General features: G+C 73.6%; 9 protein-coding genes and 1 pseudogene. 3 read left to right on the forward strand and 7 right to left on the reverse strand.

Annotation, left to right across the window (positions count from 1 at the left end):
* The first annotated feature begins 72 nt into the window (after nt 1–72).
* Nucleotides 73–1,743 carry a YibE/F family protein gene (locus tag XF36_RS11645; protein ID WP_060711995.1) on the forward strand — a complete coding sequence of 557 codons (1,671 nt, stop codon included), beginning with the start codon at nt 73–75 and terminating at the stop codon, nt 1,741–1,743.
* 46 nt (nt 1,744–1,789) lie between these two features.
* Here XF36_RS11645 and XF36_RS33220 read toward each other — a convergent pair whose 3' ends face one another.
* The gene (locus XF36_RS33220) at nt 1,790–2,071 is read right to left on the reverse strand and encodes a hypothetical protein (RefSeq protein WP_238589225.1); all 282 of its coding nucleotides are present in this window, start codon (nt 2,069–2,071) and stop codon (nt 1,790–1,792) included.
* A 3-nt stretch (nt 2,072–2,074) separates the two neighbouring features.
* On the opposite strand from XF36_RS33220, the pseudogene XF36_RS11655 reads away from it, so the two are divergent.
* Nucleotides 2,075–3,080 (forward strand): annotated as a pseudogene (locus XF36_RS11655) (amidohydrolase family protein); the annotation flags it as partial.
* A 14-nt stretch (nt 3,081–3,094) separates the two neighbouring features.
* Here XF36_RS11655 and XF36_RS11660 read toward each other — a convergent pair.
* On the reverse strand, nt 3,095–3,640 hold the full coding sequence (locus XF36_RS11660) for a class I SAM-dependent methyltransferase (RefSeq protein ID WP_060711997.1): 546 nt from the start codon (nt 3,638–3,640) through the stop codon (nt 3,095–3,097).
* A gap of 8 nt (nt 3,641–3,648) precedes the next feature.
* Nucleotides 3,649–4,950, reverse strand: a complete 1,302-nt coding sequence (gene hisS / locus XF36_RS11665) for a histidine--tRNA ligase (RefSeq protein WP_238589226.1) — start codon at nt 4,948–4,950, stop codon at nt 3,649–3,651.
* Nucleotides 4,951–5,083: 133 nt separating this feature from the next.
* Between hisS and XF36_RS11670 the strand changes: the two genes are divergently transcribed.
* Nucleotides 5,084–5,932 carry a peptidylprolyl isomerase gene (locus XF36_RS11670; RefSeq protein WP_060711998.1) on the forward strand — a complete coding sequence of 283 codons (849 nt, stop codon included), beginning with the start codon at nt 5,084–5,086 and terminating at the stop codon, nt 5,930–5,932.
* A 39-nt stretch (nt 5,933–5,971) separates the two neighbouring features.
* Here XF36_RS11670 and XF36_RS11675 read toward each other — a convergent pair whose 3' ends face one another.
* From XF36_RS11675 to secD, 4 genes are all read right to left on the reverse strand, one after another.
* Nucleotides 5,972–8,260, reverse strand: coding sequence for a RelA/SpoT family protein (locus XF36_RS11675; protein ID WP_145981615.1), 2,289 nt, complete (start codon nt 8,258–8,260; stop codon nt 5,972–5,974).
* A 123-nt stretch (nt 8,261–8,383) separates the two neighbouring features.
* A complete protein-coding gene (locus XF36_RS11680) occupies nt 8,384–8,917 on the reverse strand; it encodes an adenine phosphoribosyltransferase (RefSeq protein ID WP_060714620.1) in 534 nt (177 codons plus the stop codon).
* Nucleotides 8,918–8,955: 38 nt separating this feature from the next.
* Nucleotides 8,956–10,134, reverse strand: a complete 1,179-nt coding sequence (gene secF, locus XF36_RS11685; RefSeq protein WP_060712000.1) for a protein translocase subunit SecF — start codon at nt 10,132–10,134, stop codon at nt 8,956–8,958.
* On the reverse strand, nt 10,131–11,876 hold the full coding sequence (secD, locus tag XF36_RS11690; protein WP_060712001.1) for a protein translocase subunit SecD: 1,746 nt from the start codon (nt 11,874–11,876) through the stop codon (nt 10,131–10,133). The genes secF and secD overlap by 4 nt, the downstream gene beginning before the upstream one ends.
* Between the last annotated feature and the right edge of the window lie 2 nt (nt 11,877–11,878).

Here is an 11,878-nt window from a genome sequence, read left to right on the forward strand (position 1 = left end):
GGTCGTCGCCGGGCGGTCGCGTCCGGGCGAACGGCACCCCGCAGGCCGAAGATCGTTTGCAAGGATGCAGAGGTGCCCCCGCCCCCGCCCGTCCCGCGCGACCCGTCCGCCCCCGACGGCGGCCCGCCCAGCGCTCCGCGGACGGGGGGACGGCGGCGCGCCGAGGACCGGGCACCGGGCGCCTCGGGCGGGCACCGGCTCCCGGCTGAACCGGCGCGGCACCGGGCCCGGCGGACACAGGACACCCGGACACCCGCCCCGCGCCGCCCGTCCCGCGAGGAGAACGGCGCCGGCGCCTCCCCCGCACCGGCAGGCCGAGCCGCGCCGGGCCCCGCCGGCGGCAGCACCGACAGCAGCACCGACGGCAGGGACGACGACAGCGCCGAGACCGGTCCGATCCCCCGCGCCGGGCACCCGGGCGGCTGGGGCGACTGTCCCGGCGCGGCGGGGCCCGGCACCACGACCGGCGCGCCGGCACCGCCCGCCACCGGGCACGACCACGGCGCGGGACTCGGCGAAGGACACCGAGACGGACAAGGAGACGGACACCGAGAGGGACACAGCGCGGCACACGGCCAGGGACACGAGCAGGGACACGGCCACGGGCACGGCGCCGCGGCCCCGGCCGGACGACGGGTGCGGAGGCTGCTCGTCGCGCTGCTCGTGCCGTGCGTGCTCGCGACGCTCGCCGGGGTGGCCCTGCTGTGGCCGGGGGCGACCCCGGTCCCGGAGATCCCGCCCACCCAGCAGGTGCACGGCACCGTCACCTCGGTGCAGGTCGCGGACTGCTCCCCCGGCGCCGGCGACCGTCGCTGCACCGGGGTGACGGTCGCGCTGTCCGACGGGCCCCGTGCCGGACGGGACCTGGTGCAGCTGGTGCCGAACGAGCCGTCGACGCCGCGGTTCGCGGTGGGCGACCCGGTCACCCTGTCGTGGTCGGGCGCCAACCCCGACGACGCGGGCTCCTACCAGCTCGTCGACTTCCAGCGCGGCGCCCCGCTGGGGTGGCTGGCGGCGGCGTTCGCCCTGGCCGTCGTCGTGCTGGGACGGCTGCGCGGGTTCGCGGCGCTGGTCAGCCTGGCGCTGAGCTTCGTCATCCTGCTGTGGTTCGTGCTGCCCGCGATCCTGTCCGGTGGCTCCCCGCTCGCGGTCGCGGTCACCGGCGCCTGCCTGATCATGTTCGTGGTGCTGTACCTGACCCACGGGTTCACCGCGCGGACGTCCTGCGCGGTGCTCGGCACACTCGCCTCGCTCGCCCTGATCGGGCTGCTCGGCTACCTGTTCACCGTCACCTCCCGGCTCACCGGGCTCGACGACACCACCGCCACCCTGATCGGCACGCTCGGCCCGGGCGTGCCGATCGACCCCCGCGGCCTGGTGCTGGCCGGGCTGGTGATCGGGGCGCTCGGGGCGCTGGACGACGTCACCGTCACCCAGGCGTCCGCGGTGTGGGAGCTGGGCGCGGCGAATCCGGGGATGAGCGTGGGCGAGCTGTTCGCCGCCGGGATGCGGATCGGCCGCGACCACGTCGCGTCCGCGGTGAACACCCTCGTGCTGGCCTACGCCGGGGCAGCGCTGCCGCTGCTGCTGTTGTTCACCGTCGCCGCCGGCGGGGTGACGCAGGTGCTGACCAGCCAGGACGTGGCGACCGAGATCGTGCGGACGCTGGTGGGCAGCATCGGTCTGGTCGCCGCAGTCCCGGTGACGACCGGGCTGGCCGCGCTGGTCGTCGGGCGGCGCTGAGTCCGGCCGACGCCCTGCCCGAGACCCTGCCCGACACGCTGTCGGCCTATCCGGCGGGCTGGAGCACGAAGTCGTAGCGGGCCTCGTACCAGGGGGCGTCGCTGTGCCCGCCGTCCGGCGTGGGGCCGGGCTCGTGGCGGTCGAACGCCACGACGAGCTCGCGCTTCACGCCGAACACGACGTCGGAGTCGAGGTACTCGGTGTCCTCCCGGAACAGGTGGGTGATGAGCGGTGCGTAGCCGGGCACGGCGAGCAGGAAGTGGATGTGCGCGGGCCGCATCGGGCTGATATCGGTGCGCGAGATCAGGTCGCCGACCGGGCCGTCCATCGGGATGGCGTAGCGGGCCGGTTCGTGCTCGCCTACGGCAACATCCACGACGCCCCCCGCGAACTGGACCGCCGACCCCGGGTTCGCGGAGTTCGTGTCGCGGCGCATCACCCCCGGCGACGACATGCTGGGCTTCCAGCTGGCCTTCGACGTCACCGGCGACCCGGCGTTCCCCGAGCGTCCCGCGTTCGAGGTGGCCCGCGAGCTCGGCGTCGACGTCACCACCCACGCCGGGGTGCGGGACGCCACCAACGACGACGGCGTCCGGCTCATGCACGAGCACGGGTTCGCCGGCCCGGACACCGTCTACGTGCACGCCGCGTCGCTGTCCGCGGACTCCTACCACCGGATCGCCGCGACCGGCGGCTCGGTGTCGGTGTCCACCGAGAGCGGGCAGAGCGCCGGTCAGGGCTACCCGCCCACCTGGGCGCTGCGCGAGCACGGCATCCCGGTGTCGCTGTCGATGGACTCGTCGATGTGGTGGAGCGCGGACCTGTTCTCGGCGATGCGCACCACGCTGGGCGCCGACCGGTCCCGCGAGCACCTGGAGGCGCACGGGCGCGGGGACACCGTCACCCACTCGTCGCTCCGGGCCGAGCAGGTCGTCGAGTGGGCCACCCGCGGCGGGGCCCGCGCGATCGGGCGCGAGTCGGACCTGGGCTCCGTCGAGGTCGGGAAGAAGGCCGACCTGGTGCTGCTGCGCAACGACCACTCACCGGTGTCGTTCCCGGTGCTGCACCCGCACGGCCACGTCGCGTTCCAGGCCCGGCGCGGGGACGTGCACACGGTCCTGGTGGACGGGCGCGTGGTGAAGCGCGACGGGCGTCTCGTCGACATCGACCTGCCCGCCGCCCGCGCAGCGGTCACCGCGACCGTGGAGCACCTGCGCGCGACGATGGGCGAGCAGGCGTGGCAGGCGGGGATGAACCCGGAGATCCCGCAGACCAAGGTCCTCGACAACCCCTACACCCACACCGACGACCGCAGCGCGGCGACGCACGGCGGCTGAGCGGCGGCGCCCGTTCAGGCGGGGGCGCGGGCGACGAGGTGCGCCTCGCCGTCGCCCTCGCGGTGGGCGAGGACCTCGAGGCAGGCGAACGCCGCGGTGAGCTCCCCCGGCGCCGCCCGGAACGCCCCGCCCGTGTCGCCGACCTCGGACAGGACCGTGACCACCAGCAGCCCGCCCGGGGCGAGCGCCGCGGCCATCGCCGGGTAGAGCGCCGGGTCGCGGAAGCGCTGGCACACGACGAGGTCGTAGCGGTCGTCCTCGGCCGGGAACCCGGCGTCGAGATCCGCCTCCACCCAGCGCACGCGACCGGGCGGCTGCTCGCGGGTCACGAGCTCGGCCCCCGCGGCGAGCGCGGCCGGCGACACGTCGACGGCGACGACGTCGAGCCCGCGCCCGGCGAGCCACACCGCGACGCTCCCCCGCCCGCAGGCCACGTCCAGCGCCCGGCCGGACGACGGGAGCAGGTCGAGGTGCCCGCGCAGGGCATCCGGCGGGGCGGAGGTGCCGGTGCCGAGGGCGCGGTGCTTCGCGTCCCACCGGTCCCGGTCGGTCCGGGCCACGGCGGGCCTCAGCCCGCCAGGGCGGTCACGACGGCGTCGGTGACCGCGTCCAGCGGGACGTCCTGCTGCTCACCGGAGACGAGGTCCTTGAGCCCGACGGTGCCGTTCTCCAGGTCCCGGTCTCCCAGGACCAGCGCGAACCGCGCCCCGGACCGGTCGGCGGACTTCATCGCGCCCTTGATTCCCCGGCCACCGTAGGCCAGGTCGACCCGCAGGCCCCGGGCCCGCAGCTGCGCGGCGATCACGACCAGGCGGCGCTGCGCGGCGTCGCCGAGGGACACCCCGAACACCTCGACCCGCGCGTCCGACCAGGGCGCGACGCCCTCGGCGCGGCAGGCGAGCAGCGTGCGGTCGACGCCGATGCCGAACCCGACGCCGGACAGCTCCGGTCCGCCGAGGGTCGCCATGAGACCGTCGTAGCGGCCGCCACCGCCGATACCGGACTGCGCGCCGAGGCCGTCGTGGACGAACTCGAAGGTCGTCTTGGTGTAGTAGTCCAGGCCCCGGACCATGCGCGGGTTCGGCGTGTAGGCGACGCCGAGGTCGTCGAGGTGGGCCAGCACGCGGGCGTGGTGGTCGGCGGCGGCGTCGGACAGGTGGTCCATCAGCAGCGGCGCGTCGGCCATCGCGGCGCGGATCTCGGGGCGCTTGTCGTCGAGCACCCGCAGCGGGTTGATCTCCGCCCGGGCCCGGGTCGCCTCGTCGAGGTCGAGCCCGGCGAGGAACTCCTGCAGCAGCGCGCGGTAGGCGGGACGGCACTCGGCGTCGCCGAGGGAGGTGATCTCCAGCCGGTAGCCGGTCAGGCCGAGGGCCTTGAACCCCTCGTCGGCGATCGCGATGACCTCGGCGTCCAGGCTTGCGTCGTCCACCCCGATCGCCTCGACGCCGACCTGCTGGAGCTGCCGGTAGCGGCCGGCCTGGGGGCGCTCGTAGCGGAAGAAGGGTCCGGCGTAGCGCAGCTTGACCGGCAGTCCCTGCTTGTCGAGGTTGTGCTCGATCACCGAGCGGACGACGCCCGCGGTGCCCTCGGGGCGCAGCGTCACCGAACGGTCGCCGCGGTCGGCGAAGGTGTACATCTCCTTGGAGACGACGTCGGTGGACTCCCCCACCCCGCGGGCGTAGAGGCCGGTGTCCTCGAACACCGGCAGCTCGATGTGGCCGTACCCGGCGCGCTCGGCGGCGGCGGCGAGGGTGTCCCGCACGTGCACGAACCCGGCCGAGGACGGCGGGAGGTACTCGGGGATGCCCTTCGGCGCGGCGAACGGCTCGGGCCTGCGGGCCCGGCTCACCTGCGGCTCGGTGGCGGTCACGGTGGTTGCACGTCCTCTCCGGGGATCAGATCGGTCCTCCCAGCCTAGAACCGGTGTCTCTCAGCTTTCTCCCCAGGTCGCCCCGATACCCTCACCGCGCGTACGGATGATCAAGTCAGGGAGTTGGCGGGACGTGGCGACGAACGAGCAGCGCCGGGAGGCGGCCAAGCGCAAGCTGGAGGCGCAGCAGGCCCGCCGGGCCGAGCGCGAGCAGAAGCGCAAGCGGAACACGACGATCGCGGCCGTGGTGACCGTGCTGGTCGTCGTGCTGGCCGCGGTCGGGATCTACGCGCTGACCTCGGCCTGGGGCGGCCCCGACGCCGCCACCCCGCCCGCCGCCGCCCCGCCCGCCGGTGACGGCCCGGACACCTCCGGGCTGCCGACCGTCGCCCTGCCGAAGCGCCCGACGGCCCTGCCGGCCTCGGTCGACTGCACCTATCCCCGGGCCCCCGAGCCCGCCGCGAAGCCGGTGAACCCGCCGGCCGCCGGCGCCACCCCGGCACAGGGGACGGTGACCGCGGACCTGCAGACCAGCGCCGGCCCGATCGACCTGACGCTGGACCGCGCCCTCGCGCCGTGCACGGTCAAGAGCTTCGCGAGCCTCGCGCAGCAGGGCTACTTCGACGGGACCTCCTGCCACCGGCTCACCACCAGTCCCGGCCTGCAGGTGCTGCAGTGCGGCGACCCGTCCGGCTCCGGCCGCGGCGGCCCCGGCTACTCCTTCGCCGACGAGGTGTTCCCCGGCCTCACCTACGGCCGCGGCCTGCTGGCGATGGCCAACGCCGGGCCGGACACCAACGGCAGCCAGTTCTTCATGATCTACGGCGACGCCCAGCTCCCGCCGAGCTACACCGTGTTCGGCACGATCGGCACCGAGGGTCTCGCGACCCTGGACGAGGTCGCCGCGGGCGGCGAGTCCGTCGGCTCCGGAGACGGCCTGCCGAGCATCCCGGTCGACATCCAGCGCACCACCGTCGGCTGACCTGGCTCCCGGCCCGTCCCCTCCGGGGCGGGCCGGGGGTCAGGCGGCGCTGGTGACCCGGTAGACGTCGTAGACGCCCTCGATGTTGCGCACCGCCTGCAGCAGGTGCCCGAGGTGCTTCGGGTCCCCCATCTCGAAGGAGAACCGGGAGATCGCGACACGGTCGCGGGAGGTCGTCGTCGTCGCCGAGAGGATGTTGACCTTCTCGTCGGCCAGCACCTTGGTGACGTCGGACAGCAGCCGGTGCCGGTCCAGTGCCTCGACCTGGATGGCGACCAGGAACACCGACTCCGGCGAGACCGACCAGGTCACGTCGACCAGGCGCTCCTCCCGCGCGGTCAGGTCCCCGGCGTTGGTGCAGTCGGTGCGGTGCACGCTGATGCCGCCGCCACGGGTGACGAACCCGAGGATCGCGTCGCCCGGCACCGGGGTGCAGCAGCGGGCGAGCTTGACGTAGAGGTCACCGACGGCCAGGCCGTCCTCGCCGGTGACGACGACACCCGCGTTGCCCGACGGGCGCCGGTGGCGGACCGTCGAGGGCGTCGCCCGCTCGGCGAGCTCCTCCTCGGCCTCCTCCTCGCCGCCGAACCAGGCCACGAGACGCTGCACGACGTGCTGGGCACTGGCCTGGTGCTCGCCGACGGCGGCGTAGAGCGCGGAGACGTCGGAGTAGTGCATCTCCCGGGCGAGCGCGGACATCGCGTCGGCGGAGATGAGCCGCTGCAGCGGCATCCCGGTGCGGCGTGCCTCCCGGGTGATCGCCTCCTTGCCCTCCTCGACGGCCTCCTCGCGACGTTCCTTCGCGAACCACTGCTTGATCTTGGCCTTGGCCCGCGGGGACTTCGCGATCTGCAGCCAGTCCCGGCTCGGCCCGGCGGCCTCGGCCTTCGAGGTGAAGATCTCGACGACGTCGCCGGAGGACAGCTGGCGCTCCAGCGCGACGAGCTTGCCGTTGACCCGCGACCCGATGCAGCGGTGGCCGACCTCGGTGTGCACGGCGTAGGCCAGGTCGATCGGGGTGGAGCCGGTCGGCAGGGTGACGACGTCGCCCTTCGGGGTGAAGACGAAGATCTCCCGCGCGGCGAGGTCGAAGCGCAGCGAGTCGAGGAACTCGCCGGGGTCGGCGGCCTCGCGCTGCCAGTCGAGCAGCTGGCGCATCCACGCCATCTCCTCGACCTCGACCTCCTTGTTGCCGCCGCCCTTGACCTCCTTGTAGCGCCAGTGCGCCGCGATGCCGTACTCGGCGGTGCGGTGCATGGCGCGCGTGCGGATCTGCACCTCGAGAGGCTTGCCGTCGGGCCCGATCACGGTGGTGTGCAGCGACTGGTAGACCCCGAACCGGGGCTGGGCGATGTAGTCCTTGAACCGGCCGGGCATCGGCTGCCACAGCGCGTGCACCATGCCGATCGCGGCGTAGCAGTCGCGCACCTCGTCGACGAGCACGCGCACGCCCACGAGGTCGTGGATGTCGTCGAAGTCGCGGCCCTTGACGATCATCTTGCGGTAGATCGAGTAGTAGTGCTTCGGACGGCCCTCGACCGTGGCCGGGATCCGCGCCGAGTCCAGCTGTGCCGAGACCTCGTCGATGACCTGGCGCAGGTAGGTGTCGCGCGAGGGCGCCCGGTCGGCGACCAGCCGCACGATCTCCTGGTACTTCTTCGGCTGCAGGATCGCGAAGGACAGGTCCTCCAGCTCCAGCTTCACCGTGGCCATGCCGAGCCGGTGCGCGAGCGGGGCGAACACCTCGAGGGTCTCGTTCGCCTTCTTGACCTGCTTCTCCGGGCGCAGGAAGCGCATCGTGCGCATGTTGTGCAGCCGGTCGGACAGCTTGATGACCAGCACCCGCGGGTCCCGCGCCATCGCGACGACCATCTTGCGGATCGTCTCGGCCTCGGCGGCGGTGCCGAACTCGACCTTGTCGAGCTTGGTGACCCCGTCGACGAGGTGCGCGACCTCGTCGCCGAAGTCGGCGCGCAGCCGTTCCAGGGAGTAGTCGGTGTCCTCGACGGTGTCGTGCAGCAGCGCCGCGACCAGAGTCGTGGTGTCCATGCCCAGCTCGGCCAGGATCGTGGCGACGGCGAGCGGGTGGGTGATGTAGGGGTCCCCGGACTTGCGGGTCTGCCCGTCGTGCTTGTCCTCGGCGACGTCGTAGGCGCGCTGCAGCAGCACCAGGTCGGCCTTGGGGTGCAGCGACCGGTGGACCGCGGCGAGCGGCTCCAGCACCGGGGTCACGATGGCGACGCGCTGCGGGGTCATCCGCCGGGCGATCCGGGCGCGGACCCGGCGGGTCGCGGACGGGCGTGGCGGCTCGTCGTCGGCAGGCGACAGGGGCCGCGTGGCCGGGTGGGTGCTCGTCCGGTCGACCTCGGTCACCGCACCTCCTGCTCGTGCTCGGGTGGCGGGCAGGTCCCCGCCACCCGAGGATAGTCCGCGTTCGGGCCCACGTCGTCGTCAGGCGTTCAGCAGGGCGTCGATCCGCAGGTCACCGAGCTTCGCCCGGCCGTTCAGCGCGGTCAGCTCCAGCAGCGTGCCGAACCCGACGACCTCCGCCCCGACGTCGGCGAGCAGCGCGCAGGCCGCCGTGGCGGTGCCACCGGTGGCGAGCACGTCGTCGACCACGTAGACCCGGGCCCCCGGCTCGACGACGCCGGCCGGCAGCTCCAGAGTGGCGCTGCCGTACTCCAGGTCGTAGCTGCGCGACGCGGCGACCGCGGGCAGCTTGCCCGCCTTGCGGACCGGTACGGTCCCGACCCCGGCGACGAGCGCGACGGCGGCGCCGAGCAGGAACCCGCGCGCCTCCACCCCGACGACGAGGTCCGCCTGGCCGGCGCCCGCGGCCAGCTCGGTGGTGACGGTCGCGAAGGACTCCCCATCCGCCAGCACCGGGGTGATGTCCCGGAACAGCACACCGGGCTGCGGGTAGTCGGGCACCGAGCGGACCAGCTCGGCGACCCTGAGCAGGTCCTCGGCGGAGTCGCCGCTGATCCCGGGCCCGACCCGGATGCCGTCGACCTGTGCCCCGGTCACCCGCGACGCCGTCCGGTCTTGCCGGTCGGGCGGGCGCCGGGCCGCGGGGCGGCGGGTGCGGAGGAGCTCACGGCGGCGAGGGTATCGGTGGCCGGGCCGCCGTCGACGTCGGAGCCGGTCCCGGTGTCGGGCCCGGAGTCCGTCCCGCCGCGGCCGGCCGCGCGGGCACGCCGGGCCTCGACCCGGGCGGCCTGGTCCCGGACCCGCTTGTCGCGCAGCTTGATGTCCACCAGCACGGGGGTGGCCAGCAGCAACGAGGAGACGACACCGGAGATCATGCCGACCAGCTGGACCAGGGCCAGGTCGGCCAGGGTGCCGACGCCGAGCAGCCCGACGCCGATCACGAGCAGGCCGAGCACCGGCAGGATCGCGATCAGCGAGGTGTTCATCGACCGCATGAGCGTCTGGTTCAGCGCCAGGTTCGCGGCCTCGGCGTAGGTGCGCCGGGTCAGCTTGAGCAGTCCGCGGGAGTTCTCCCGGACCTTGTCGAACACCACGACGGTGTCGTAGAGGGAGAACCCGAGGATGGTGAGCAGCCCGATCACCGTGGCCGGGGTGACCTCCAGACCGATGATCGAGTACACGCCCGCGGTGACGACGATGTCGTTGATCAGGGCCACCAGCGCGGCGGCCGCCATCGCCCGCTCGAAGTAGAACGCCAGGAACAGCGTGACCAGCACGATGAACACGGCGAGCGCGATCAGCGCCTGTGTGGTGACCTCGCCGCCCCAGGTGCCCGAGACCTGCGAGTCGCTGATCGAGGCGGCGCTGGGGGTGCCGTCCGCGCCGAGCGGCTGCAGCTGGGTGAACAGCGCCTCGCGCAGCGGCACGAGCTGCTCGGAGGTCAGCGGCGCGGACTGCAGCACGATCGACGCGGCGTCGCCGGACCCGACGGACTGGGTGACCTCGGGCGCGGAGCCGATCACACTCTCGTAGACCCGGTCGACCTGCTGGGTGCTGATCGCGCCGTTCGCCCCGGTGGCGGGCATCTGGATCTGGGAGCCGCCGGTGAAGTCGATCCCGAGGTTGAAGCCCCGGAAGACCAGCGACAGCAGGCAGATCGCGATGAGCACGCCGAACCCGATGTACCAGGTCTTCCGGCGGCCGATGATGTCGACGTTCGCGGTGCCGGTGGTGAGCCGGGTCCAGCCCGACATCGACTCGGGGTTCGTCATCCGCCCGTTCCCTTCCCGGTGGTGGCCGCGCGCCTGCCGACGGCCGGCTTCTCACGGCGGTGCCGCTGCCCGATCCGGTCGACGGCCGCGAGCCCGGACAGCCCGGGCCTGCCCAGCGACTTCGACCGGGAGATGAGCACGACCAGCGGGAACGTCACGAGGAACACGACGACGAGGTCGAGGACCGTGGACATGCCCAGGGTGAACGCGAAGCCGCGGACCTCGCCGACGGCCAGGATGTAGAGCACCGCGGCGGCGAGGAAGCTGACGGCGTCGGCGGTGAGGATCGTGCGCCGCGCCCGCTCCCAGGACCGCGGGACGGCCGAGCGGAACGTGCGGCCCTCCCGCATCTCGTCCTTGAGCCGCTCGAAGAAGATGACGAACGAGTCGGCGGTGATGCCGATGGCGATGATGGACCCGGCGACCCCGGCGAGGTCGAGGGTGAATCCGATCCAGAGCCCGAGCAGGATCAGCACCGCGTAGACGACCAGGCCGGACAGGACCAGCGACAGGATCGTCAGGATGCCGAGCAGCCGGTAGTAGAACAGGCAGTAGACGAACACCAGGGCCAGTCCGACGGCGCCGGCGAGCAGCCCGGCCTCCAGCGAGGCGAGCCCCAGGGTGGCCGAGACGGTCTGGGCGTTGCCGGAGTCGAACGACAGCGGCAGCGAGCCGTAGCGCAGTACCTGGGCGAGCTGCTGGGCCCGCTCCTGGTTGAACTGCCCGGAGATCTGGGTCTGCCCGTAGATCGGCTGGTTGATCGTGGGGGCCGAGACGACGTCGCCGTCGAGCACGAACGCCACGTTCTTGCCGACGTTGTTCGTCGTGTACTGCCCCCAGGTGTCGGCGCCCTGCGGCTTGAAGGTCAGCGAGACCACCCAGCCTGCGCCCTGCGGGTTCTGCTGGGCCTGGGCCGAGGCGATCTCGGTGCCCTCCAGGAAGGAGGGGCCGAGCAGGTACTTGTTCTGCTTGTCCTCGCTGCACGCGACCAGCGGCTTCGTCGGGTCGTCGTAGCCCTGCAGCGGGTCGGGGGCGTTGCAGTCCAGGGGCAGCAGCGCCTGCAGCTGGGTGGCCTGGTCGGTGCTCTGCCGGGTCTCACGGAGCTTCGTGACCTCGGCGGCGACCCGCGGGTCGTCCGGGGCGAGCCCGCCAGGGCCCGGAGCGGGGGACGGCGCGGGTGTCGGCGGCGGGTCCTGCAGCGGCGAGACCTGCGCGACCGGGGCGACGGGGTGGCTCTGCTCGCCCATCCCCTGCGGCTGCGCAGGGGCAGGGCTCGCGGGGTCCGGGCTCGCCGGGGCCTGACCGGTCTGCGCGCCCTGGCCCGGTGCGGGCTGCCCGCCTGCGGCCTGGTTCACCGGGACCGGGCCCTGCAGCACCTCCCGGAAACGCAGCTGCGCGGTCTGCCCCAGGGAGCGGGCCTGCTCGCCGGCGTCACCGGGGACGGTGATGACGATGTTGTTGCCGTCCAGCTGGACCTCGGCGCCGCTGACACCGAGCCCGTTGACGCGCTGCTCGATGATGTCCTGCGCCTGGACCAGCTGGTCACGCGGCGGTGGCTGCCCGTCGGTGGTGCGCGCGGTGAGCGTGACGCGGGTGCCACCCTGCAGGTCGATGCCCAGCTTCGGTGTGAGGTTGCCGCCCCCGGTGAGGAACACCAGTGCGTACAGCACCACGACGATGCCTGCGAAGGCCGTCAGGTAGCGCCAGGGGCGCACGTGCTGCTGCCCCGACGACGTTGCCACGT

Origin of the sequence: Pseudonocardia sp. HH130629-09 (assembly GCF_001294645.1) — a bacterium.
In the GTDB taxonomy this organism is placed as follows: Bacteria; Actinomycetota; Actinomycetes; order Mycobacteriales; family Pseudonocardiaceae; genus Pseudonocardia.

Coding starts and splice junctions, on each gene's coding strand:
- XF36_RS33220 (WP_238589225.1), bottom strand. CDS start 2,071: ATGGACGGCCCGGTCGGCGACCTGATCTCGCGCACCGATATCAGCCCG.
- secF (WP_060712000.1), bottom strand. CDS start 10,134: ATGACGAACCCCGAGTCGATGTCGGGCTGGACCCGGCTCACCACCGGC.